The 22769-nt window shown below is 74.9% G+C and carries 21 protein-coding genes and 1 pseudogene; 11 read left to right on the top strand and 11 right to left on the bottom strand.

Annotated elements, in window-relative coordinates:
* Positions 1-84 precede the first annotated feature (84 nt).
* Positions 85-1527 (top strand): S28 family serine protease, encoded by a 1443-nt coding sequence (locus tag FZ103_RS23865; protein WP_156004449.1) that lies wholly within the window; start codon positions 85-87, stop codon positions 1525-1527.
* A gap of 167 nt (positions 1528-1694) precedes the next feature.
* Here FZ103_RS23865 and FZ103_RS23860 read toward each other — a convergent pair whose 3' ends face one another.
* The gene (locus tag FZ103_RS23860) at positions 1695-3098 is read right to left on the bottom strand and encodes an MFS transporter (RefSeq protein ID WP_156004447.1); all 1404 of its coding nucleotides are present in this window, start codon (positions 3096-3098) and stop codon (positions 1695-1697) included.
* A 36-nt stretch (positions 3099-3134) separates the two neighbouring features.
* Positions 3135-3950, bottom strand: coding sequence for a glycerophosphodiester phosphodiesterase (locus FZ103_RS23855; protein WP_186356789.1), 816 nt, complete (start codon positions 3948-3950; stop codon positions 3135-3137).
* An 857-nt stretch (positions 3951-4807) separates the two neighbouring features.
* On the opposite strand from FZ103_RS23855, the gene FZ103_RS23850 reads away from it, so the two are divergent.
* The 6 genes from FZ103_RS23850 to FZ103_RS23825 all read left to right on the top strand — a co-directional run bounded on the left by FZ103_RS23850 (position 4808) and on the right by FZ103_RS23825 (position 10916).
* Positions 4808-5278 carry an Rv3235 family protein gene (locus FZ103_RS23850; protein WP_255430288.1) on the top strand — a complete coding sequence of 157 codons (471 nt, stop codon included), beginning with the start codon at positions 4808-4810 and terminating at the stop codon, positions 5276-5278.
* A gap of 266 nt (positions 5279-5544) precedes the next feature.
* Positions 5545-6702, top strand: coding sequence for a Gfo/Idh/MocA family protein (locus tag FZ103_RS23845; protein ID WP_156004445.1), 1158 nt, complete (start codon positions 5545-5547; stop codon positions 6700-6702).
* A 14-nt stretch (positions 6703-6716) separates the two neighbouring features.
* A complete protein-coding gene (locus tag FZ103_RS23840) occupies positions 6717-7871 on the top strand; it encodes a dihydrodipicolinate synthase family protein (RefSeq protein ID WP_156004649.1) in 1155 nt (384 codons plus the stop codon).
* The gene (locus FZ103_RS23835; RefSeq protein ID WP_156004443.1) at positions 7871-8779 is read left to right on the top strand and encodes a sugar phosphate isomerase/epimerase; all 909 of its coding nucleotides are present in this window, start codon (positions 7871-7873) and stop codon (positions 8777-8779) included. The genes FZ103_RS23840 and FZ103_RS23835 overlap by 1 nt, the downstream gene beginning before the upstream one ends.
* Positions 8780-8913: 134 nt before the next feature.
* Positions 8914-9828 (top strand): 5-dehydro-4-deoxyglucarate dehydratase, encoded by a 915-nt coding sequence (locus FZ103_RS23830; protein ID WP_156004441.1) that lies wholly within the window; start codon positions 8914-8916, stop codon positions 9826-9828.
* A complete protein-coding gene (locus tag FZ103_RS23825; protein WP_343233681.1) occupies positions 9825-10916 on the top strand; it encodes a mandelate racemase/muconate lactonizing enzyme family protein in 1092 nt (363 codons plus the stop codon). The genes FZ103_RS23830 and FZ103_RS23825 overlap by 4 nt, the downstream gene beginning before the upstream one ends.
* A gap of 465 nt (positions 10917-11381) precedes the next feature.
* Here FZ103_RS23825 and FZ103_RS23820 read toward each other — a convergent pair whose 3' ends face one another.
* The 5 genes from FZ103_RS23820 to FZ103_RS23800 form a co-directional block, all read right to left on the bottom strand.
* A complete protein-coding gene (locus FZ103_RS23820; RefSeq protein WP_186356788.1) occupies positions 11382-12413 on the bottom strand; it encodes a LacI family DNA-binding transcriptional regulator in 1032 nt (343 codons plus the stop codon).
* A 175-nt stretch (positions 12414-12588) separates the two neighbouring features.
* Positions 12589-13491, bottom strand: a complete 903-nt coding sequence (locus FZ103_RS23815) for an NAD(P)-dependent oxidoreductase (protein ID WP_156004437.1) — start codon at positions 13489-13491, stop codon at positions 12589-12591.
* 183 nt (positions 13492-13674) lie between these two features.
* A complete protein-coding gene (locus FZ103_RS23810) occupies positions 13675-14607 on the bottom strand; it encodes a PmoA family protein (RefSeq protein WP_156004435.1) in 933 nt (310 codons plus the stop codon).
* Between the two features lie 102 nt (positions 14608-14709).
* The gene (locus FZ103_RS23805) at positions 14710-15888 is read right to left on the bottom strand and encodes a Gfo/Idh/MocA family protein (protein WP_156004433.1); all 1179 of its coding nucleotides are present in this window, start codon (positions 15886-15888) and stop codon (positions 14710-14712) included.
* 372 nt (positions 15889-16260) lie between these two features.
* Positions 16261-17154 (bottom strand): sigma-70 family RNA polymerase sigma factor, encoded by an 894-nt coding sequence (locus FZ103_RS23800; protein ID WP_156004431.1) that lies wholly within the window; start codon positions 17152-17154, stop codon positions 16261-16263.
* Between the two features lie 124 nt (positions 17155-17278).
* Between FZ103_RS23800 and FZ103_RS23795 the strand changes: the two genes are divergently transcribed.
* A complete protein-coding gene (locus FZ103_RS23795) occupies positions 17279-18049 on the top strand; it encodes an SDR family oxidoreductase (protein ID WP_156004429.1) in 771 nt (256 codons plus the stop codon).
* A 203-nt stretch (positions 18050-18252) separates the two neighbouring features.
* The gene (locus tag FZ103_RS23790) at positions 18253-18621 is read left to right on the top strand and encodes an STAS domain-containing protein (protein WP_186356787.1); all 369 of its coding nucleotides are present in this window, start codon (positions 18253-18255) and stop codon (positions 18619-18621) included.
* Here FZ103_RS23790 and FZ103_RS23785 read toward each other — a convergent pair.
* Positions 18593-18874: a hypothetical protein gene (locus FZ103_RS23785; RefSeq protein ID WP_156004424.1), complete on the bottom strand. Its 282-nt coding sequence runs from the start codon at positions 18872-18874 to the stop codon at positions 18593-18595. The genes FZ103_RS23790 and FZ103_RS23785 overlap by 29 nt on opposite strands.
* Positions 18871-19104: a hypothetical protein gene (locus FZ103_RS25025; protein ID WP_186356786.1), complete on the bottom strand. Its 234-nt coding sequence runs from the start codon at positions 19102-19104 to the stop codon at positions 18871-18873. The genes FZ103_RS23785 and FZ103_RS25025 overlap by 4 nt, the downstream gene beginning before the upstream one ends.
* 48 nt (positions 19105-19152) lie before the next feature.
* Between FZ103_RS25025 and FZ103_RS25785 the strand changes: the two are divergent.
* Both FZ103_RS25785 and FZ103_RS23775 read left to right on the top strand, forming a co-directional pair.
* Positions 19153-19275 (top strand): annotated as a pseudogene (locus FZ103_RS25785) (SPFH domain-containing protein); the annotation flags it as partial.
* Between the two features lie 14 nt (positions 19276-19289).
* A complete protein-coding gene (locus FZ103_RS23775; RefSeq protein ID WP_186356785.1) occupies positions 19290-19556 on the top strand; it encodes a hypothetical protein in 267 nt (88 codons plus the stop codon).
* 169 nt (positions 19557-19725) lie between these two features.
* On the opposite strand, the gene FZ103_RS23770 is transcribed toward FZ103_RS23775, so the two are convergent.
* Both FZ103_RS23770 and FZ103_RS23765 read right to left on the bottom strand, forming a co-directional pair.
* Positions 19726-21459: an AMP-binding protein gene (locus FZ103_RS23770; protein ID WP_156004646.1), complete on the bottom strand. Its 1734-nt coding sequence runs from the start codon at positions 21457-21459 to the stop codon at positions 19726-19728.
* Between the two features lie 98 nt (positions 21460-21557).
* Positions 21558-22649: a zinc-binding dehydrogenase gene (locus FZ103_RS23765; RefSeq protein WP_156004422.1), complete on the bottom strand. Its 1092-nt coding sequence runs from the start codon at positions 22647-22649 to the stop codon at positions 21558-21560.
* Positions 22650-22769: the final 120 nt, after the last annotated feature.

The raw sequence follows: 22769 nt of genomic DNA, 5'->3' as shown, positions 1-22769 counted from the left end.
ACACCCAATGATCGGTCAGTCGGCATCCGACCCGTCCCGCGGCCACCGCCGCCGGGGCGGAGAGCCAACAAGGAGGTTGAACGGGTGATCCCCCGCACACCACGCCCGGCGGCGACCTGGCGCACCGCCGCCGGAGCGCTGCTCACCGCGGCAGCCATGCTGCTCACCACCGCACCGGCGACCGCGGACCCCGCACCCGCCGGCGGCGACATCACCGACCGGCTGGAGGACATCCCCGGCCTGCGCATCATCGAGGAGATCGACACCGAACCGGGCTTCCGCTACTTCGTCCTGGGCTACCGGCAGCCCGCCGACCACAGCGACCCCGGCGGCCAGACCTTCGAGCAGCGGCTGACGCTGCTGCACCGCGGGTTCGACCGGCCCACCGTGCTGCACACCAGCGGGTACAACGTCAGCGTCGGCGCGTTCCGCAGCGAGCCCGCCCGCATCGTCGACGGCAACCAGATCTCCACCGAGCAGCGCTTCTTCGAGCCGTCCCGGCCCGACCCGGCCGACTGGGACGACCTGACCATCCGCCAGGCCGCGGCCGACCACCACCGCATCGTCGACGCCCTGAACGACATCTACCGCCAGGAGTGGATTTCCACCGGCGCCTCCAAGGGCGGCATGACCTCGGTCTACCACCGCCGGTTCTACCCCGAGGACCTCGACGGCACCGTCGCCTACGTCGCCCCCAACGACGTCATCGACAGCGAGGACCACGCCTACCGCAAGTTCTTCCGCACCGTCGGCGACGACCCCGAGTGCCAGGACGACCTGGAGGCCGTCCAGCGCACCGCCTTCGAGCGCCGCGAAGAGCTGCTGGAGCACTACACCGGCCTGGCCGAGCAGAACGGCTGGACCTTCCACCGCACGGTCGGCAGCGCCGACAAGGCCTTCGAGCTGCTGGTGCTGGACACCCCCTGGGCCTTCTGGCAGTACCAGCCCCACCCCGAGGCCTGCGCCGACATCCCCGCCGCCGACGCCTCCACCGCCGACATCGCGGCGTTCCTCGACGAGGTCGCAGGATTCGGCTTCTACACCGACCAGGGCACCGAGCCCTACATCCCCTACTACTTCCAGGCCGCCACGCAACTGGGCACGCCCAGTGTGCCCACGCACCACCTCAAGGGCCTGCTGCGCTACCCCGGCCTCTTCCAGGCGCGCACCTACCTGCCCGACGACATGGACGTGCCCCGCTACGACTGGTGGGCGATGCCCGACATCGACCACTGGGTCACCCACCGCTCCGAGCAGATGCTGTTCGTCGACGGCGAGTACGACCCGTGGGGAGCCGAGCACTTCAGCGCCGGCAGCAAGCGGCGCGAGACCATGCGCTTCGTCGCGCCCGGCGCCAACCACGGGGCCGACATCGCCGCGCTGAAGCCCGACGACCGCGCCCGGGCCACCGCGGCGCTGCGCAGCTGGGCCGGCGTTGGCGATGAGGCCACCACCATGGCCGAGTGGGTACCCGGCCTGGACAACGCCGGCGAGCGCCGCGAGAAGATCGAGCGCGGATTCCGCTAGCCGGGAGCCGGTATCGGCGACGACTCTCCGGGGCGGGCGCCCGCGCCCGCCCCGGAGAGAGCGGCCGCGAGGTGCGCGGCTTCGTCGGGACCGACGAAGCCGCGAAGCGATCCACGAGCGGGTGTGCGGGGCGCGTCCGAGCGCCCCGCGCACCCGCGGGCTACGGGCTACACGTGCTCGGGCACCGTGTTGCCCGCCTCCCTGATGCCGCGGGAGACGCTGAGGAAGGCGAGCACCGCGAAGCCCAGTACGAAGAACACCACCAGCGACAGGATCGCCAGCCGGTAGTCGCCGCCCGTGGCGTCCAGCGCGACGCCCAGCGCCAGTGAGCCCAGGAACGCCGATCCCTTGTCGCTGATCTCGTACAGGCCGAAGTACTCGGCCTCCTTGCCGCGCGGGATCAGGTGGGAGAACAGCGACCGCGACAGCGCCTGGGTGCCGCCCAGCACGATGGCGATGAAGAACGCCAGGATGAAGAACTGCACCGCCGATCCCTCGCTCAGCAGCGGCGCGATCCCCACCACCGCCGTCCACACCACCAGGCTGCCCAGGATGGTGCGCTTCGTGCCCAGTCGGCGGCCGATGGCCCCCACCAGCAGCGCCCCGCCGAAGGCCACGAACTGCACCATCAGGATGGCGCCGATCTGCACCTGCTGGCCCAGGCCCAGCGCCTGGTCGGCGAAGGTCGCCGAGAACGCGATCACCGTCTGGATGCCGTCGTTGAACAGGATGTAGGCCACCAGGAACGCCAGCGTCCTGGGGTAGGCGCGCAGGCTCCGCACGGTGTACCAGAGCTGGGCGAAACTGCCCGCCACGGCCCGGGCTCCGCTCGCCCGGCCCGGCTCGGCGGGGCGGGTGCCCGTCAGCACGGTGCCGCGGTAGCGGTTGCGCAGCCGTGTGAGCGGGATGACGGTGAACACCGCCCACCACACTCCGGCCGAGGCCATGGCGATGCGCACCGCGTGGCCCTGCTCCAGGCCGAGGCTCTCGTGGAACAGGTAGAGCACCAGGTGCAGGCTCAGCAGCAGCGCGCCGCCGAGGTAACCCATGGCCCAGCCGCGCGAGGACACCGCGTCGCGCTCGTCGGGCGCCGCCAGGTCGGGCAGGAAGGAGTTGTAGACCACCACCGAGGCGCCCAGCACGAGGTTGGCCAGCACGAACAGCCCGGCGCCCAGCAGGTAGTCGGTGCCGTCGACGAAGTACAGCCCCATCGTCGCCAGCGCCCCGACGTAGGCCAGCACGCCCATCAGCTCGCGCTTGCGGCCGGTGTAGTCGGCGATCGCCCCCACGGCCGGCAGCGCCACCAGCTGCAGCAGCACCGACAGGGAGGTGGCGTAGGGGTAGAGCGCGGTGGGGTCGATCGCGGCCCCCAGCACGCTGATCCGCCCGCCGGGGCCGGCGGCCTCCTGGGCCAGCGCGGTCAGGTAGGGGCCGAAGAAGACCGAGATGACCGAGGTGAAGAAGACCGAGTTCGCCCAGTCGTAGAAGTACCAGGCGCGGCGCTCGCCGCGCAGGCCGGCGGGCTCGGACTCAGCGGCGCCGGGCGGCGGGGAGGGGGGAGTGGTGGCCATGGGGGTCCTTGTCCAGGGGTGGCATGGTGGGGGCGGCTACCGGTCGGCGACCGGCCCGCCGTGCGCATCGTGCCAGGCTCCGCGCTCGATCAGCACCCGGCGCAGGCCCTCGGTCTCGTCGGTCACGATCCCGTCGACGCCGGCGTCCAGCAGCCGCCTCATCACGGCGGTGTCGTTGATGGTCCAGACGTGCACCTGCATGCCGAGGCGGTGGGCGGTGGCGATCACGTCCCGGGTGACCAGCGGGATTCCGGCGTGGCTCACCGGTATCTGCGCGCACACCGGGGCTCGTGCGGCCAGCGGGCGCAGCAGCGGCGACAGCGACGCCGCCCGAAGCCGGATCACCTCGCGGGGACCGCACGAGGTGGCCACCGGCCGGTCGAACAGCCGCCGGGCCCGATCCAGCCGCCGCTGGTCGAAGGAGCCCACGCACACCCGGTCCCAGGCGCCGGTCCGGCGCAGCACCCGCAGCAGCGGCACGACCGCCTCGTCGCCCTTGATGTCGATGTTCAGCCGCACGTGCGGCCAGGAGCCGAGCAGGTCCTCCAGCAGCGGGATGGGCTCGCGCCCGGCGACGCGCGCCTTGGCCACCTCGGAGTAGGGCAGGGCGGCGATGCGCCCCTCGCGGTCGGTGGCGCGGTCGAGCGTGGGGTCGTGGAACGCCAGCAGCACGCCGTCGCTGGTGGCGTGCGCGTCGGTCTCCAGGTACCGGTAACCGAGGTCGACGGCGTGCTGGAAGGCGGGGGCGGTGTTCTCCAGAGCCGTGTCGACGTCGCCCGACGCGTCTCGCATCCAGCCGCCGCGGTGGGCGAGCGCGATGGGCACGGGCGCATCCAGGTACCGGTGACTCACAGGCAGCAGTATGCCTGCCCGGGGGGTGGGAGAGCACGCCCGCCCGTCACCCACCACCACCCCAACGGAGACGCTGCGCGCCGCCTGCTTCTCGGGTCCGTCACCCGCCACCACCCCAACGGAGACGCTTCGCGTCACGTGTTTGCTTGCCGCCGAGCGCACGTTGTACCTGTCCACTGGAACCGCACCATTCTTGGCGGGCCTTCCACCGCAAGGGTGCACCGCCGCTCGGCGGCAAGCCGGCCCACAGCGCTTCGCGCAACCCAGTAGCCCCATTGCCGCAGCCGCTGTGGTGCCCGCCCTGGGTGGTCCCCGGTGGGTTCCTCCTGCCGCCGGGGCGGAGGAACCCACCGGGGACCGCGCCTGGGCTGCCATCGGGGTTGCGGCGATGGGTGCGTCCCGCGTGGCGCGGCGCGCTACGCGCATCACAGCCCCATTGCCGCGGCCGCTGTGGTGACCGGCTTCTTAATCGGGACGGGGGAAAATCGGGCGTTCGGGATCTCGGTTCGGGCGCGTGGGTGGATGATGCGCCCCGACCGCCCGCCCTCGCCGCCTCGGCGTTCGCCTGCCCGCTGTCCGTGCGGTCGCAGGCGGGTGTCGCCTGAGCCGCGGTCGGCGCCGGGAGCGGTGCCGGTGGCACCGCAGTGACGGCACCCGCCGTGCTTTCGGTTATGGGCCTCGCTGACCTGGGCGAACAGGGGAGTGGAGGATTCTTGTGCAGAAACCCGGTATTCCAGGTGGCATCCGGCGCCCCGCGGCCGCTCTGAGTGGGCGGCGGACAGCCCCCGTCCGCCCCAGGTCCGCGGGCGGGCCCGCCCGCGGGCGAAGGCCGTTCTCTCCTCGGAAGGGACGCATCCTTGGCCGGTCACCAGCTGGACATCTCCCTCGCCCACTCCGCCGCCCGATCCCGGGTCCCGGACCGCCGCGCCGCGCACGCGCCGGCCGCCCGGCCGCGGACCGCGCGCGGCGCCGCGCGCCCGCGCTCGATCGCCTACCCCCACCGCCGCAGCCCCGAGCAGCTCTCCCGCTTCGCCCAGATCCTCGCCGAGGTGCTGGCCGGGGAGCGCCCCGCCCAGCAGGTGCGGCCGCTGCTGGCGCGGCGCGCCTACGAACTGCTGCTGCGCCGGGCGGGCGGCTACGCCTGCGCCCGCCGCCCCCGCCTGCGGCGGGCCGTGGTGCACACGCCCGAACCCGACGTCGCCGAGGTCAGCGCGGTCGTGGACTGCGATACGCGCTGCCGTGCGTTCGCGCTGCGGGTGGCCTACGCCCAGCACGCCTGGCTGTGCACCCACATCGAGACCGACCTGTGCCGGGCCGCGGGCCGCTGACCTTCGACGCTGTGCCCGTTGGGGAGCCCGCGGCGCCCACCGGCTCCGCGGGCTCCCGCGCGTGCGAGATGCGCGGGTAAGCGCCTTCCCATAGTGTCGGGCAGGTCACGGAGCCGTGCGGTGGCGCGGCAGGGGCGGCTCTCTCCAGCGGCCGCGCAGGTCCGGCCGCCGGGCGTCCGACAAACGGTGTGAACGCAGCTCTGGCGTCCGAAAGCAGGTTAAAGTACCTTGGAAAGCGCTTTCTCAATCGAGTGATAGGACGACGCATGCAAGATCGGGTGCTGGCCGTCGCCATGAACGGCGTCACCGGCCGCATGGGCTATCGGCAGCATTTGACGCGCTCGGTGCTGGCGATCCGGAAGGCCGGCGGAGTCGAGCTCCCCGACGGTTCGCGGGTCGTGCCCGAGCCCGTCCTCGTCGGCAGATCCCCCGACAAGCTCCGCCGCATCGCCGAGGAGCACGGGATCGAGCGGTGGAGCACCGACCTCGACACCGTGCTCTCCGACCCCGGGATCGAGGTCTACTTCGACGCCCAGATCACGAGCGCACGCGAGGAGGCGCTGCGCGCGGCCATCGGGGCGGGCAAGCACGTCTACACCGAGAAGCCCACCGCCGCCGCCCTCAGCGGCGCGCTGGAGCTGGCCAAGCTCGCCCGCGACGCCGGCGTGTGCAACGGCGTCGTGCAGGACAAGCTGTTTTTGCCCGGCCTGCTCAAGCTGCGCCGGCTGCTGGACAGCGGCTTCTTCGGCCGGGTGCTGTCGATCCGCGGCGAGTTCGGCTACTGGGTCTTCGAAGGCGGATGGCAGGAGCCCCAGCGCCCCAGCTGGAACTACCGCGCCGAGGACGGCGGCGGCATCGTGCTGGACATGTTCCCGCACTGGCACTACGTCCTGGAGCAGCTCTTCGCCCCCGTCCGGGCCGTCACCGCCACCACCGCCACCCACGTCGCGCGGCGCTGGGCCGAGGACGGCAGCCCGTATGCGGCCACCGCCGAGGACGCCGCCTACGCCGTCTTCGAGCTGGAGGGGGGCATCACGGCCCAGATCAACTCCTCCTGGTGCGTGCGGGTCGACCGCGACGAGCTGGTGGAGTTCCAGGTCGACGGCACCGAGGGCAGCGCCGTCGCGGGGCTGCGCAACTGCCGCATCCAGCACCGCGTGGCCACCCCCCGCGCCGTGTGGGACCCCGACGCCCCGGCCGACCGCGGCGGCTACCGCGACCAGTGGGAGACCGTCCCCGACAACGCCGACTTCGACAACGGCTTCCGCGCCCAGTGGGAGCAGTTCATCTCCCACGTCTGCGCCGGCACCCGCTTCCCCTATGACCTGCTCTCGGGCGCACGCGGGCTCCAACTGGCCGAGGCCGGGCTGCAGTCGGCCGCCTCCGGCCGCCGCGTCGAACTGGAGGAGGTGGAACTGCCGTGAGCGGCCCGCCGCTGATGCTGCCCGGCACCGACGGGCGCCTCCACGAGTTCACCCCCCGCGGCGCCGCGGCCGCCCCGGCCCCCGCCGATGCGGCCCCGCCCCGATCGCGCACCGCCTACGCCGCCGCCCACGTCGTGGCCGACCCGCTTTCCGGCAACTCCATCGGCGCCCCCGCCCGCCTGGACTGGGACGCCACGCTCGCGTTCCGGCACCGCCTGTGGGACTTGGGCCTGGGCGTGGCCGACGCCATGGACACCGCCCAGCGCGGCATGGGCCTGGACTGGCCCGCCACCGCCGAGCTGATCCGCCGCAGCGCGGCCGAGGCCGCCTCCCGCGGCGCCCTGCTGGCCTGCGGAGCGGGCACCGACCACCTCGAACCCGGCGCCGGAACCACGCTGGAGGAGGTCGCCGCCGCCTATACCGAGCAACTGGAGACCGTCGAGGGCGCCGGCGCCACCCCTGTGCTGATGGCCAGCCGCCACCTGGCCGCCTGCGCCCGCGGGCCGGGCGACTACGCCAAGGTCTACGGCCGCCTGCTGGAGCAGGTGCGCGCCCCCGTCATCCTGCACTGGCTGGGCACCGCCTTCGACCCGGCGCTGGCCGGCTACTGGGGCCACGACGACCCGGCCGAGGCGATCGACACCGTGGCCGCGATCATCGCCGACCACGCCCCGCGCATCGACGGGATCAAGGTGTCGCTGCTGGACGCGGAGCTGGAGGTGCGCCTGCGCCGGCGCCTGCCCGAGGGCGTGCGCCTCTACACCGGCGACGACTTCAACTACCCCGAGCTCATCGAGGGCGACGCCGACGGCCACTCCGACGCCCTGCTGGGGATCTTCGCCGCGATCGCCCCGGCCGCCGCCGCGGCGCTGCGCGCGCTGGACGCGGGCGACACCGCGGGCTACCGGGCGGCGCTGGAGCCCACGGTGCCCCTGGCCCGCCACATCTTCGCCGCCCCCACCTTCTACTACAAGACCGGGATCGCGTTCCTGAGCTGGCTCAACGGCCACCAGCCCGGCTTTTGCATGGTCGGCGGCCTGCAGAGCGCCCGCGACCTGGTCCACCTGTCGCAGGCGCTGCGCCTGGCCGACGCCGCCGGGGTACTCACCGATCCCGGACTGGCGCTCGCCCGGATGCGCGGGCTGCTGGAGATCTCGGGGGTGCGGTGATGGCGGTCGGCGGAGGACACGGCGGCCCGGCCGCGCCCGCGGCGTTCGACGTCCCCTCCGGGGCGCCCGCGGGGGCCGCCCCGGAGCCCGGCGACCCGCGGCTGGCCCGGCTCTCGCTCAACCAGAAGACCGTCGACAACTGGAGCCTGCCCGAGGCCGTCCAGGGATGCCTGCGCGCCGGCATCGGCGCCATCGGCCTGTGGCGCGAGCCCGCCGCCGAGACCGGCATCGCCCGCTCCGCCCGGCTCGTGCGCGAGGCCGGGCTGCGGGTGTCCTCCTACTGCCGGGGCGGCTTCCTCACCGGCTACGACCGCACCGCCGCGCTGGAGGAGAACCGGCGGGCGATCGACGAGGCCGCCGAACTGGGCGCGCCCTGCCTGGTGATGGTCGTCGGCGGGCTGCCCGAGGGCGACCGCGACCTCGTCGGCGCCCGGGCGCGCATGGCCGAGGCCGTCGCCGAGCTCGCGCCCTATGCGGCCGAGCGCGGCGTGTGCCTGGCGCTGGAGGCGCTGCACCCCATGTTCTGCGCCGACCGGGCCGTGCTGTCCACCCTGGGCCAGGCGCTCGACATCGCCGAGCTCTTCCCGGTCGGCCAGGTGGGCGTCGTCGTCGACACCTACCACGTCTGGTGGGACCCCCGCGTCTACCAGGAGATCGCCCGGGCCGGCGAGCGCATCGCCTCCTTCCAGGTCTGCGACTGGGTGCTGCCGCTGCCCGCCGACCCGCTGCTGGGCCGCGGCATGGTCGGCGACGGCCACGCCGACATCCCCGCCCTGCACCGGGCCGTCGACGCCGCCGGCTACACCGGCGACATCGAAGTGGAGATCTTCAACGCCGACGTATGGGCGGCCGACCCCGACGCGGTCCTGGCCACCGTCACCCGCCGCCACGTGCACCACCTCGCCTGAGCGGCCCCACGAACCCTGCGCGGGCGGGCGAAACCGGCCCTGAGCCCGCCCGCGCAGGCCACACTCCCCGCGGGCCGGCACCCGACCGACCGCGCCCGGTCCGCCCGGGCCGGGCGACCACCAACGGAGGGCCCATGGAGTTCGACGGCATCCTGTTCTTCCCCCTCACCCCCTTCGACGGCGACGGCAGGCTGGACGCCGCGGCCCTGGAGCAGCACGTCTCCTCGGGGCTGCGGCACCGCCCCGGCGGCGTCTTCGCCGCCTGCGGCACCGGCGAGATCCACGCGCTCTCGGCCGCCGAGCACGCTCAGGCGGTGCGCACCGCGGTGCAGGCGAGCGGGGGAGCCGTGCCGGTGATCGCCGGTGCGGGCGGCAGCGTCGGCACGGCCGTCGAGCAGGCGGCCGCGGCCCGCGAGCAGGGCGCCGACGGCATCCTGCTGCTCCCGCCCTACCTGGTCTCCGGTCCCCAGCGGGGGCTGGTGGACTACGTCCGCGCCGTCACAACGGCCGTGGACATCCCCGCGATCGTCTACCAGCGCTCCACCATGGTGCTGACCCCCGCCACCGCGGCCGAGATCGCCGTGCTGCCGGGCGTGGTGGGCATCAAGGACGGCGTGGGCGATCTGGACCGGATGGCGCGCATCGTCGCCGAGGTCGCCAAGCGGCGCGGGGACGGTTTCACCTTCTTCAACGGACTGCCCACCGCCGAGGTCACCGTGCCGGCCTACGCCGCGATCGGGGTGCCGCTGTACTCCTCGGCGGCGTTCGCGTTCGCCCCCGAGGTCGCCACCGCCTTCTACCGCGCCTTCCACGCCGGCGACCCGCTGGCCGAGCGGCTGCTGGAGGTCTTCTACCGGCCGCTGGTGGCCCTGCGCGACCGTGCTCCGGGCTATGCCGTCTCGCTGATCAAGGCGGGGGCGCGGCTGCGCGGCGCCGCGGTCGGCACGGTGCGGCCGCCCTTCACCGACCCCACCGAGGCGGAGACGGCCGAACTGGCGGCGATCCTGGAGGCCGGGCTGGCCGCGGTCAAGGAGGTCGAGGCGGGGTGAGGGCGGCCGACGCCATCAGCGGCCTGACCGCGCAGACCCGCGCGCTGGCGCTGCACCGCTCCTGGGACGGCGGGGTCACCCACAACCACCTCGTCGTGGTGCGGGTGGAAACCGAGGGCGGCGCCGCGGGGACCGGGTTCGCCTGGACGCCGCGCGTGGGCGCCGGGGCCGTGCGGGCCCTGGTCGCCGAGGACTGCCCGGCGGCGCTCGTGGGCCGCGAGCCGGTGCCCCAGGCGCGCTGGGCCGACCTCGCCCGCCACCTCGGCGAGGCCGGGAGCGGCGGACTGGCGGCGATGGCGATGGGCGCGGTGGACATCGCCCTGTGGGACCTGCGGGCGCGCTCAGCAGGGGTGAGCCTGGTGGACGCCCTCGGGCGGCGCCGCGACCGGGTGCCCGCCTACGGCAGCGGAGTCAACCTCGACTACGCCCTGGACGAGCTGCTGGAGCAGGTGCGGGGCTTCCTCGCGGCGGGCCACACCGCCGTCAAGATGAAGGTCGGCTCGGCCGATCCGGAGCGCGACGTGGAGCGCGTGGCCCGGGTGCGCGAGCTGCTGGGGCCCCGGGGCCGGCTGATGATCGACGCCAACCAGCGCTGGGACCTGCCCGCGGCGGTTCGGGCGATGCGCCGGCTGGAGCGCTTCGACCCCTACTGGATCGAGGAGCCGCTGCCGGCCGACGACCTCGCGGCCCACGCCGAGCTGCGCCGCGCGACCCCGGTGCCCATCGCGATCGGCGAGAACCTGCGCACGGTCCGGGAGTTCGCCGCCGCGCTGGAGGCGGGGGTGTGCCACATCGCCCAGCCCAACGCGGTGCGCATCGGCGGCATCACCCCGTTCCTGCGGGTGGCCGCCCTGGCCGACGCGCGCAGCGTCCCCGTGGCCCCCCACCTGCTGCCCGAGCTGTCCACCCAGCTGGCGCTGTGCGTGCCGCGGGCGGAGATGGTCGAGGACATCGACCGGGGCTCGCTGGAGTCGCTGGGCGCGCTCTCGGCACCCAGCGGCGTGCGGATCGACGCCGGATGGGCCCGAGCCGAGACGGAAGCCGGCCACGGACTCGACTTCGCCCCGGCCGAGGCGGTTCCCGGCTAAGCCGTGTTTAAGAACGGCGACGGCGCCGCTTTCCAGGAACCCACCGAGTACAACCTGGGGCGGCCACCATCGAGGTTGCGGCAATGGGTGCGTCTCGCATAGCGCGGCCCGCCCGTCAGCCTCAGCCCGCCACCACCCCAGCCAAGACGCTAGGCGTCACATGCTTGCTTGCCGCCGAGCGCACGCAGTCCTTTCCAGGTGGAGCCGCACCATCGGTGGCGGGCCTCCGGCGCGAAGGTGCACCGTGCGCTCGGCGGCAAGCCGGCCCACAGCGCTACGCGCACCCCAGCCCCATTGCCGCAACCGCTGTGGTGACGGCTTCTCAAACAGGATGTAGACCGTGCCGGAAAAGCGCGGAGGTACGCGGTGGTCGAGCTCCGGTGCGAAGGCTGCACCGTGCGCTCGGCGGCAAGCCGGCACAGAACACGTAGGCGGCGCGAAACGCCTCCGCTGGGGCCGTGCCGGTTACGCCCCGCTCGGCGGGGCCGTGCTCGCGCGGACGACCACCTCGCCCGAGACGGGGACCGTGCGCGGTTCGGTCTCCTCGTCGTCGAGGGCGAGGCGGGCGGCCTCCTCGCCCATCCACTCCAGGGGCAGGCGCACGGTCGTCAGGCCGGGGGTGAGGTCGCGCAGCGTGGGGATGTCGTCGAAGCCGGCCACCGACAGGTCGCGGGGGACCTGCAGGCCCGCGTCGCGCAGTGCGGCGACCGCGCCGGTGGCCATGACGTCGTTGACGGCGAACAGGCAGGTGGCGTCGGTCTCGGCGGCCAGGAGGCGGCGGGTGGACTCGTAACCGCCGTCGCGGGTGAAGGCGCCGTGCACCACGTTGCGCGGGTCCAGTTCGATGCCGGCGCCGGAGAGGGCCGCGTGGAAGCCGTCCAGGCGGTCGCGCGCGGTGCGCAGGTTCGTCGGTCCGGCCAGCAGCGCGAAGCGGCGGTGGCCCAGCCCGATCAGGTGCCGCGCGAGCTCGGCGGCGCCCTCGCGGTTGCTGGGCACGACCGTGTCGGCGGGCAGGCCCTCCTGGGAGACGCAGGCGATGCGCCCGCCGCGCGCGTTGAAGGCGGCGATCTCGTCGGCCAGCCGCCGGGTGGTCTCCTCCTCGACGGTGCGGCTGCCCGCCAGGACGACCGCGCGCGCCCGGTGCGAGCGCAGTGTGGCCAGCAGCTCCAGCTCGCGCTGCGGTGTGCGGCCGGTGGTACCCAGCACCACGACCAGCCCTTCGTCCTCGGCGGTGCGGGTGACGCCGGAGGCGATGGAGGAGAAGTAGGGGTCGGCGATGTCGTGCACGATCAGCCCCACCAGCGAGCTGGTGTTGCGGGCCAGCGTCTGCGCCGAGGCGTTGGCCAGGTAGCCCAGCTCGTGCGCGCTGGCGGTGACCCGCTCGTGCAGCGCGCGCCCGACCTGGCGCGTGCTGCCGTTGAGGACGCGCGAGGCGGTGGCCAGGGAGACGCCGGCGTGCCGAGCGACCTGTTCCAATGTCACGTATCCGTTGCCCACGGCCATACCTTTCGCGCCGTCCTGGAAAACTCTTTCCGCGTATTGATCTTAAGTCGGCGCGCAGGCTGCCACCAGCCGGAACCGCGCCGCGGCCCGGTGAGCCCCGACACGCTGCGCAGACGCGGCCGCGCGCCGGCCCGCGGCTCCCTCCCGGGCGGGCGGCGGGGGAGCGTGCTCAGCCGTCGCCGGAGACCTTTTCCGGCAGTTGGCCGCGCCAGGTCCGCCGGGGGCGCCAGCCTAGCCGCTCGGACGCGGCCGCCGAGCTGAACGCCGCGCGCGTTCCGGTGAGCGCCGCCGCGGCCTCGGCCGTGCCGGGGTGGTAGCGGGGCAGCAGCTCCGCGAGCGGCGCCAGGGCGAGGGCGTCCTCGGCGACCGCGTGGTAGACGTCGCCGCTGCGGACCGCCTCGGGGCGCTCGGCCAGGAGGGCGAACAGCTCGGCGGCGTCGCGGGCGTCGATGTAGTTGAACAGGGCGACCGCCGACAGCTCCGGCTCGCGCAGCCGCTCGGCGACGGTGTGGCCCTGCTGGGTGGGCGCGCCCGCCCACTCCTCGGGCGCGATGACATAGCCGGGGCGTACGCAGGTCAGCGTGCACCCGGAGGCTTCGGCGCGGGCCAGTGTGCGCGCGGTCTCCTCGATGATCACCTTGCTCAACCCGTAGGAGTGGCGCGGCGCGGTGGGGTGCCGCTCGTCCAGCGGCAGGTAGCGGGGGCGCCAGGCGGGCGCCCCGTAGCCGAAGACCGTCGGGCTGGAGGCGGCGACGGCCGAACGCGCGCCGTGGCGGGCGGCCGCGGCCAGGACGCCCCAGGCCAGGCGGGTGTTGATGTCCAGGATCTCGGTGTCGGGCCGGGCGAAGGGCACCGCGATGCCGGCGAGGTGCACCACGGCGTCGGGGTGCTCGGCGGCGAACAGGTCGTCGCGCGCCTGCTCGTCGAGCAGGTCCAGGGCGTGGGAGCGGACGCCGGCCGCGGGGCCGGCCGGCGCGAGGTCGGCGGAGGAGACCTCGTGGCCGCGGGCCGCCAGTGTCGCGACGACGCTGCGGCCCAGCCGGCCCGAGCCACCGGTGACGAGGATGCGCATGGCGGTCCCTGTTCTAGGTGTTCCAGGCGGTGTCGGGGAACCGCCGCGCGGGGGCGGGTGCGGCGGCAGCGCGCGGTTCCACAGCATGGAAAGCGCTTACCATCCAGCTTCGCACGTCGCAGCGGTGCCGTCAATGCCGGACCGGCGGGGGAGCGGGGCGCGGTGGCCCCTGCCCGACACGGCCTACCCCTCCGCGGCGGAGTAGGTCTCCGGTGCGGGCGCGCCCAGGCGGATGCGGGCGGTCTGCACCAGCTCGTCCAGATCGCCGGCGGAGGGGTGGCCGTCGGCGACCAGGGTGACGACGCGGCGCTCGACCGCTGTCCGCGCCGGGATGTGCAGCGGGCGCCGCCATGCCAGCGCGCCGCCCACGCCCGGGTACTCCGCGGCGCGCACGAACCAGGGGTCGGCCAGCGCGCCCGCGGCGGCGAACACCAGGCTCCACCGCGCGCCGGAGTCGGCGGTGCCCTGCAGCGCGAGCCAGGGGACGCGCGAGCCGTGCAGCGCGTCCTCGCCCTCGGCGCCGGGGCCGACCACCCGCGGCGGCTCAACGTGCTTGGGCGCGCGCCAGAAGAAGCCGCCGTAGCCCGCACCGGGGCGGCCCTTGGTGGCGGGGCTGTTGACCTCCAGGGCGTGCGGGCCTGCCAGCAGCCGCGTGCGCAGGTCCAGCGCCCAGGCCTCCGCCCCCAGCTCCCAGGCGGCCGTCTCGCGGACCTCGCTCAGCAGCTCGGCGCCGTCGCGTCCCAGCCAGGCCAGCCGCTCCGCGAGCCGGCCGTCCTCGACCGCCTCCCACCCGCGGTGCTCCTGGCGGCCGTGGTTGTCCAGCAGGACCGGCCCGCGATCGCGGACGAACGTCGTACCGCCCCAGAAACTGCTCCCGTTGACGTCGGGGACGGCCACCCCGGCGCCCAAGTGGTGCAGGTGGTCCTCGGGGCGGACCTCGGTGACCACCGTGCCCGCCAGCGTGCGCACCGGATGCAGATAGGGGCGGGGCGACAGCCGCGGCTCGACGCCGGCGCCGCTGTTCCACTCGGCGACGACCGCGCCCCGGCAGCGCAGCCGCGCTCCCCGCGGCTGCCCGCCGCCCGCCGCCTCGGCCTCGTCGTGGATGCCGGCCATGGCACTGCACCGTCCCCTTCCGCGGTTGGACACCTCGGTTCCTGCGTCGCCTCGCCGGATCCGCGCTCCGGCCCGGATCCGCCGCCCGCGGCGGCACCGCCCTCAACCGCCGCCGGGATCGCCGGCCGCCGCCGGGCGTGGCGCGGCCGGGCCGGGCGCCGCCCAGGGCGCGGCCAGTTCGGAGAACAGCGCGACCCGTTCGGCGCTCAGCGCGACCAGGTCGTCGACGCCCTCCACCACCCGGTGCACGCCGTCGTCCTCGCGCGTGACGCGCTGCATGCCGGCGGGGATCGGCAGCGGATCGGGCGCGCGGCGCACCGCGTCCAGCACCGCCATGAAGCCGGCGGTGTCCTCGGGCGGCACGAGCAGCGGAGCCTCGCCGCGCAGGTGGCCGATCAGGTTGCGCAGCAGGTCGGTGCGCGGATGGACGCTGGTCTCCGGCGCGCTGCCGGGACGCTCCAGGCGGACCTCGTCGAGCGTGTAGAAGAGCGTGATGCGGCCGGCGTCGCCGTGCACGACCAGCCGGGGAGGGCGGGACGTGGCGGCGCAGAGGGTCACCGCGACGCTGACCGGCGTGCCGGCCGGAGTGTGCACCCGCACGCACGAGGTGTCGTCGCTTTCGATCCCGTGGGCGCGGAAGAGCTCCAGTGCGATCTCGCCGGAGACCTCGCGCTGCGCGCCGACCAGCGCCAGCGCGGTGGCCACGGCGTGGGCGAACGGATTGGTCAGCGCGCCGTCCACGACGTGCACGCCGCCCAGGGTGCGCCGGCCGGCCCATTCGGCCCGCGCGTAGTAGTCAGAGGTGCGCACCCAGGTCCCCGCGCCCCCGACGCCGCGGACCTCGCCGATGGCGCCGTCGGCGATCAGCGAGCGCACCGCGCCGACGGCCTCCGAGCCCAGGCTCTGGAAACCGATCTGGCAGGCCAGCCCCGATGACGCCACGGCCTCCCGCAGGGCGGTGAACTCGGCGGCGGTGGCGGTCGGCGGCTTCTCCAGCAGCAGATGGGAGCCCGCGTCCAGGGCGGTGCGCGCGAGGGGGAGGTGGGTGTGGATCGGCGTGCACAGGATCGTGGCGGCGGCCCCGGTGCGCTTCAGCAGCTCGCCGAGGTCGTCGCCCTGCTCGACCCCGTCGCCGGCCTCCGCGTCGGGCAGGGGCACCCGGTCGCACACCCCGACCAGTCGGACCAGCCCCTCCTCGGCGAGGGCGTGCACGTTGCGCAGATGCGAGCGCCCGTGCCCGTGGGCGCCGGCGAGCACGACCGGAACGGGGGTTTCACTCATGCGGCCTGCCTTCGCGATGCGTCGTTGCCGTTTCCGGTCGTGTCGGGGGCATTGGGGCGGTCGGGAGGGGCCGAGGGGCGCGCCGGCGGGGTGGGAGGGGCGGACGGGCTCGGTCCCGGTCTTGGAAAGCGCTTGCCACGTCAATTTAAGGAGCCCGGCATCCGATGTCAACGCCGCGGGACGGTGCTCGGGTGCCGAGCGAGGCGCGTCAGGCCGGCGGGTGCAGGCCGTGCGGACAGTCGGGCGCCGCGGACGGGCCGTCACGCGCGTGCGGCCGGGCCGCGGGGCGCCCGGCCCCTCGCGCCCGGCCGCCGCGGCGGTTTGCGGGACGGCTCCCGGCGGCTTCGCCCGCGGCCCCGGAAGGCCCCGCCCTCAGGCGCCGAGGAGGGCGACGTCGAGCGTGCGCAGCCGCTCCGGCTCCGCGATCGCCTCGATCTCGGTGATCCTGTCGTCGGCGACGGTGAAGGTGAGGACCAGGGTCACCCGTCCCGCGGCCGTGGTCACCAGGCCGACGGAGCCGTCGATCAGCCCCGGCTCGGCGCCGCGTGCCCGCTGGGAGGCGACCGAGGCCCCCTTGGCCACGTTGCGGGCGCCGCGCAGCATGACCGGGGTGCCGGTCGGCACCGTCTCGGCGTCCGCGCGGAAGACCACATCGGGGTCGAGCACCGCGACCAGGGCCTCGAAGTCCCCTTCGCGAGATGCGGCCAGGAACGCCTCGACGACGCGGCGCTGGCGCACCCGGTCGGTCTCGGGTGCACGAGTGCCCTCCTTGACCCGGCGGCGGGCGCGGCTGGCGAGTTGGCGTGCGGCGACGGGGGAGCGGTCGATCATCGGCCCGATCTCGTCGAAGGGTACGGCGAACATGTCGTGCAGGACGAAGGCCAGCCGCTCGGCGGGGGTGAGGGTGTCCAGCACGACCAGCAGCGCCAGGCCGACGGAGTCCGACAGCAGCGCCTCCTGCTCGGGGTCCATCCCCTCGCCGCGGCGGCCCTGGGCATCGGGCGCGCCCTCTGCGCGCTCCTCCAGCGGGTCCTCCCGGCGGGTCTTGCGGGAGCGCAGCATGTTCAGGCACACCCGGGCCACCACCGTGGTCAGCCACCCCGTCGGGTTCTCCACGCCGTCGGCCCCGGCGCGGTCCAGGCGCAGCCACGCCTCCTGTACGGCGTCGTCGGCCTCGCTGTGGGAGCCGAGCATCCGGTAGGCCACCGCTTTCAGCCGGGAGCGGTCCTGCTCGAAGCGCTCCATCAGCCAGGTGTTGTCGGGCATCCTGTCACGTTCCTTCCGTGCGGAGTGTCATTCAAGCAGACCCCTCAGAGGCGGTCGGTGTGACGAGGCGGCGCACGAGCGCACCGCCCCGCGCCGGCGGCCGCGGCGAGAAAGGAACGCGAAAATGACGTCTCCCATCCTGGTCACGGGCGGAACGGGCACGCTCGGCTCCATCGTCGTCCCGCTGCTGCGCGCCTCCGGCGCCCCGGTGCGGGTGCTCACCCGCCACCCCGGCGGCCGCGGCGGCGCCGACGGCGTGGAGTACGCGGCCGGCGACCTGGTCGCCGACACCGGCATCGAGCAGGCCGTGCAGGGGGCCGCGACCGTCCTGCACCTGGCGGGCGGGCCCAAGGGCGACGAGGAGGCCACGCGCAACCTGATGCGGGCCGCCGGCCGGGCCGGCGTCGGGCACGTGGTGCACATCTCGGTGATCGGCGCCGACCGGGTGCCGCTGGCCTGGTTCCGCTCCCAGGAGGGTGCGGAGCAGGCCGTGGCCGGTTCCGGCCTGCCGTGGACGATCCTGCGCGCCGCCCAGTTCCACGACCTGACCCTCGCGGCGGTGCGGAAGATGGCCGCGCTGCCGGTGGTCCCGGTACCGGGCGGGCTGCGCTTCCAGCCGGTCGACGCACGCGAGGTGGGCGAGCGGCTGGTGGAACTGGCGCAGGCCGAGCCCGCCGGGCGGGTGCCCGACCTGGCGGGTCCACGCGTCTACGGCATGGACGAGCTGGTCCGCGGATACCTGAGCGCGCGGGGCACCCGGCGGCCGCTGATGCCCGTCCGGCTGCCGGGCAAGGCCGGGCGCGCCTACCGGGCCGGCGAGAACCTCGCCCTGGGCGCGGGGACGACCACGGGAAAGCGCACCTGGGAGGAGTTCCTGGCCGAGCGCGTGCGCTGAGGCACCGTTCCCCGGCCGCCGCGCCCGGCTCGGCGGCCGGGGGCGGCGGGCGCCCCTCCTCACGGTTGCCCGCCCCGCCTCGGAGGAGCTGCGCGACCGCCGCCGCCCGGCGGATCCGGCGGCGCGCGGGCCACCGAACCCCCTCGGCACCCGATACGATCACGGTCGGGGGGAGGGATCAGGCGAATGAGAGGCGGAACGGTGTGCCCGGACAGACCGGAGCAGGCGACGCGCGGTTCGATGCCGGCGAGTCCGCGGTCGTCGCGATTCAGGGCGAGATCGACATCGCCACGGCCGACGACATGCGCGACCGGATGCTCGCAGCGGCCGGCGAGCCCGGCTGCGCGGTGCTGATCGCCGACCTCTCCGAGGTCGACTTCTTCGACGCGAGCGGAGTCCGCGCGCTGATGGCGGTGCGCCGCCGCCTCGCCGCCCGCGGCGTGCGGATGGTACTGGGAGGGCCCTCCGCCGCCGTCGTCCGGACGCTGGAGGTGCTGGGCCTGGTGGGCGGCTTCACCGTGCTCTCGGCGGCCCAGATCCCCTTCAGCGCCCGCTCGGCCGCCCGGGGCTGAGGCCGCGGCCGGAACCGGCCGCGCCGCCCGCCTGCTGCTCCCCCGAAGGCTCGGCGAGGAACTGGGCCAGCAGGGGCGGCACCGCCTCGTCGGCGAACCGCGGTCCGGTGCCCAGTTCGACGTCGACCGCGGCGTAGCGGCCGCGGCCCGCCGCGGTCGTGGCGGCGACCGTCGCCGGCCCGAAGCGCCGCTGGAACCGCGAGCGCGAGATCCGCCAGCCGATGATCCCCTCGCGCCGCAGGGCCACCGTCACGGCACCGGTGCTCCGCTGCGGGTCAGCGCGTGGCCGAGCCCGCGGTAGTCCGAGACCGTCCAGGGCGCCAGCAGCAGCACGCCCGCGGCCCCCGCCGCCAGCGCCCCTGCCGGCGCCGCGTCGGCGCCGGTGAAGGCCGCCGCCCACGCGGGCAGCCACGGCAGCGCCGCGGCCGCCCACAGCGTCGCCGGCACGGCCACGCCCAGCACCCCGCCGACCAGGATGAGCACTCCCCAGGGCCGGAAGGCCCCGGCCAGTCCGACGGCGGCGGCGCCGACGACCGCGACGTCGTCGAGCTCGACGAGGAGCGCAAGGCCACCATGGTCAGCAACCTGCTCGTGGTGCTGTGCTCGGACCGCCCCGCGAGCCCGGTGGTCAACGCCGGCAGCCTCTACCAGTAGCGCCTGAATTCACCGTGGCAGAGCGCAAGAAGATCCTGCTCCGGCTCGACCCGGCCGTGCACGACGCCCTCGCCCGCTGGGCCGGCGACGAGCTGCGCAGCACCAACGCCCAGATCGAGTTCCTGCTGCGCCGCGCGCTGGCCGACGCGGGCCGCATGCCCCGCGGCGCCACGGGCATCCCCCGCCGCGGCCGCCCGCCCAAGCGCGGCGACGACGACGGGACCGGGAGCGAGGAGGACGGCGGCGAGGAGGGCGGCGCCGCCGGGGCCCCGGACGGCTGACGCCGGTCGGGGCCGGCTCGACGGCATGCAGGACCGCGGGGCCGGGGCCGGCGACCACCGGGTGAGGTGGGCGGGTGGCTGGTCGCCGCCCCCGCCCCGCTGCCCTCGTCGCGCCGGTAACCGGCGGGCACCGGAACCGGTCGGCGCGGGCCCGGCCCTCCGTCCGTCGCTACCCTTCGGCACCCGCCCAGCCGTACTCCCGCTTCAGCCGCTTCTTCAGCAGCTTTCCGGCGGCGTTGCGCGGCAGGTCCTCGGTGACGATCCGGACATGAGAGGGGATCTTGTAGCCGGCGATGCGCGGCTTGAGGAAGTCGACCAGTTCGGCCTCGGTGAGCTCGCGGCCCGGGAGGAGGCGCACGACGGCGCCGACCTCCTCGCCGTAGACCTCGTCGGGCACGCCGACCACCGCCACCTCGCCCACGGCGGGGTGCTCGTGGACGGCGGCCTCCACCTCCGCGCAGTAGACGTTCTCACCGCCGCGGATGATCATGTCGGTAGCGCGATCTACGATGTAAAGGAAGCCTTCTTCGTCCAACCGCCCCAGGTCGCCGGTGCGCAGCCACCCGTCGGTGAACGTGGCCGCCGTGGCGTCGGGGCGCCGCCAGTAGCCGTGCACCACGCCCGGCCCCTTGATCCACACCTCGCCGACCTCTCCGGGCGGCAGCTCCCGCTCCTCGGGGTCGACCACCTTGACGTCCACGGTGGCCACCGGCAGCCCGGCGCTTTCGGGCCGCAGCAGGTAGTCGCTGCCGCCGTTGACCGTGGCCGTCGCCGAGCACTCGGTGAGCCCGTAGCCCTGCCCCAGCAGCATCTCGTGCATGCTCCTGCGGGTGCGCGAGACCAGAGCCGGCGCCGCGGGCGCGCCGCCGGAGCCCAGCACCATCAGGCTGCCGAGGTCGAACTCGCCCAGCCGGGGCGACGCCGTCATCTGCGAGATCATCGCCGGCACCGCGGTGATGGCGGTCACCCGCTCGCGCTCCACCAGGCGCAGCGCCTCATCGGGATCCCACTTGTACATCAGCACCAGCGTGCCGCCGTTGGCCAGGGTGGGCAGCATGACGGTCTGGGCGCCGGTGGCGTGGAACAGCGGCAGCACGCACAGCACCACCGCCGGCCCCAGCGCGTCGATGTAGGCCTGCACCTCCTCCATCTCCAGACCCAGCCGCATCAGCGAGCGGAACCGCGAATAGGAGCCGGAGACGATGTTGCTGGCCAGGTTGCGGTGGGAACCGATCGCGCCCTTGGGCCGCCCGGTGGTGCCGGAGGTGTAGAACAGCGTGCACGGCTCGTCGGGCGCCAGGTCGGCCTCGGGCAGGCGGGCGTCCGCATCGACCGCGCCCAGCACCGCCTCCCAGTCGCGGGCGCCCTCGGGCAGCTCCTCGGTGCGCACCCCGATCAGCGAGACCTCCAGCCGCCCCAGCGCCTCGCTCAGCCGCTCGATGCGCTCCCCGTCGGCAACCAGGACCTTCGCCCCGCTGTCGGTGAGTCCGAACTCCAGCTCGGGCCCGCTCCACCAGGAGTTCAGCGGCACGGCGATCGCGCCGATGCTCGTGGCGGCGAAGAAGGCGACGACCCATTCGGGGTAGTTGCGCATCGCGATCGCCACCCGGTCGCCCTTGGCCACGCCGTAGTCGTCGGCGAGGCGGCGAGCCAGGGCGGCGGTGAGCGCGTAGAACCGGGCGTGGGTCAGCCGCTCCTCGCCGTAGACCAGCGCGGGCGTCTGGCCGTGCTCCAGGCTCGACTCGACGATCGCGCGCATGTGCGCGGGCGCGTGCTTCCACACCCGGACGGCGACGCCGTTGACGGTGGCGGTCTCCATCTCGAAGGGACCGCCGCTCACCAGCAGCCGCGCGGTGACCGCCGCCAGTGAGCGTGTCGGACGGGCGATCTCGGGTTCACTCAACTGGTCCTCCACACTCACGTGCTCTCCCCACGAATCCGGATCCGCCCCGGCGCGGTCGTGTGCGGGGCGGGCGGCGGCCGCGCTGCCGCCGGCGGCGGTCAGTCGAAGCGGATCAGCGTGCGTCCCCCCCTGCCCTCCCGCATCCGCTGGAACGCCGCGGGCAGCCCGTCGAGGCCGACCTCGTCGGTGACCATGGTCGCCAGGTCCAGCCCGCCTTCGCGCACGTGCGCGGCGACGCGGGGGACGTCGCGGTCGGGGTCGCAGGAGCCGTAGAAGCATCCGCGCAGCGTCCGGGCCTGGTGGAAGATCTCCAGCGCACTGAAGGCGACCGTGTCCTCCAGGGCCCCGGCGCCCACCACCGTGACCGTGCCGCCGCGCCGGCTGAGGTCCCAGGCGGCGCGGATGGTGGCGCTCGTGCCCACCACTTCGAAGGCGTGGTCGACACCGCGCCCGCCGGTGGCGGCGCGCACCTCGCCGACCAGCCCTTCGTCGGCCGCCAGGAAGCGGGTGGCGCCCAGGGCGAGGGCCAGCTCGCGCTTGGCCGGGGAGGCGTCGACCGCGATGACGGGGTCGGCACCGGCCAGGGCGGCGGCCTGCAGCGCCGCCAGGCCCACACCGCCCAGCCCGATCACCGCCGCCGACTGGCCCGGGCGGACGCCGGCGGTGTTGGTCACCGCGCCCCAGCCGGTCAGGACCGCGCAGCCCAGCAGCGCCGCCGCGCCCGGGTCGATGCCCGCGGGCAGCGGCACCACCCCGTTGGCCGGGACCACCGTCGCCTCGGCGAAGGCCGCCGTGCCCAGGCCCGGGTAGACCGCGGTGCCGTCGGACAGCTCGCCGTAGGGCAGCTGCGCGGCGTCCAGGCCGTGCTCGCACAGGTAGGGCTCGCCGTTGTCGCAGAACCAGCACGCGCGGCAGGGCGGCGTCCAGTTCAGCACCACCGGTGCACCAGCCTCCAGCCCCGTGACGCCGGGGCCGACGGCCTCGACGGTGCCCGCCCCCTCGTGGCCCAGCACCGCCGGCAGCGTCTGCGGCAGCACCCCCTTGGCCAGGGACAGGTCGGAGTGGCACACCCCCGCCGCCGACAGCCGCACCCGCACCTGCCCGGGGCCCGGTTCTCGCAGCGCGACCCGCTCGATGCGCGGCGGCTCATCGACCCCGGCGAAGACGGCGGCGTTGACGGTGGTGCTCATGAAGGGCCCTTCGTGTGATCCCGGTTACTCCGAAGTACGGCGACCCTATAAGACCGACCAGTCGGTTTACCAGAGGGGCGGGTCCGCCCCCGGTCAGCGCCCCGGCCGCGCCCCGACCGC

Origin of the sequence: Streptomonospora sp. PA3 (genome assembly GCF_009728995.1) — a bacterium.
Classification (GTDB): domain Bacteria; phylum Actinomycetota; class Actinomycetes; order Streptosporangiales; family Streptosporangiaceae; genus Streptomonospora.
The sequence above is the reverse complement of the archived record's forward strand: the minus strand, read 5'-3'. Positions and strand labels throughout refer to the sequence as shown.

Excerpts from the sequence above, each read along its gene's own strand:
- FZ103_RS23860 (WP_156004447.1), bottom strand. The coding sequence starts at position 3,098 with ATGGCCACCACTCCCCCCTCCCCGCCGCCCGGCGCCGCTGAGTCCGAG.
- FZ103_RS23845 (WP_156004445.1), top strand. The coding sequence starts at position 5,545 with ATGCAAGATCGGGTGCTGGCCGTCGCCATGAACGGCGTCACCGGCCGC.
- FZ103_RS23840 (WP_156004649.1), top strand. The coding sequence starts at position 6,717 with ATGCTGCCCGGCACCGACGGGCGCCTCCACGAGTTCACCCCCCGCGGC.
- FZ103_RS23835 (WP_156004443.1), top strand. The coding sequence starts at position 7,871 with ATGGCGGTCGGCGGAGGACACGGCGGCCCGGCCGCGCCCGCGGCGTTC.
- FZ103_RS23830 (WP_156004441.1), top strand. The coding sequence starts at position 8,914 with ATGGAGTTCGACGGCATCCTGTTCTTCCCCCTCACCCCCTTCGACGGC.
- FZ103_RS23815 (WP_156004437.1), bottom strand. The coding sequence starts at position 13,491 with ATGCGCATCCTCGTCACCGGTGGCTCGGGCCGGCTGGGCCGCAGCGTC.
- FZ103_RS23810 (WP_156004435.1), bottom strand. The coding sequence starts at position 14,607 with ATGGCCGGCATCCACGACGAGGCCGAGGCGGCGGGCGGCGGGCAGCCG.
- FZ103_RS23805 (WP_156004433.1), bottom strand. The coding sequence starts at position 15,888 with ATGAGTGAAACCCCCGTTCCGGTCGTGCTCGCCGGCGCCCACGGGCAC.
- FZ103_RS23800 (WP_156004431.1), bottom strand. The coding sequence starts at position 17,154 with ATGCCCGACAACACCTGGCTGATGGAGCGCTTCGAGCAGGACCGCTCC.
- FZ103_RS23795 (WP_156004429.1), top strand. The coding sequence starts at position 17,279 with ATGACGTCTCCCATCCTGGTCACGGGCGGAACGGGCACGCTCGGCTCC.
- FZ103_RS23765 (WP_156004422.1), bottom strand. The coding sequence starts at position 22,649 with ATGAGCACCACCGTCAACGCCGCCGTCTTCGCCGGGGTCGATGAGCCG.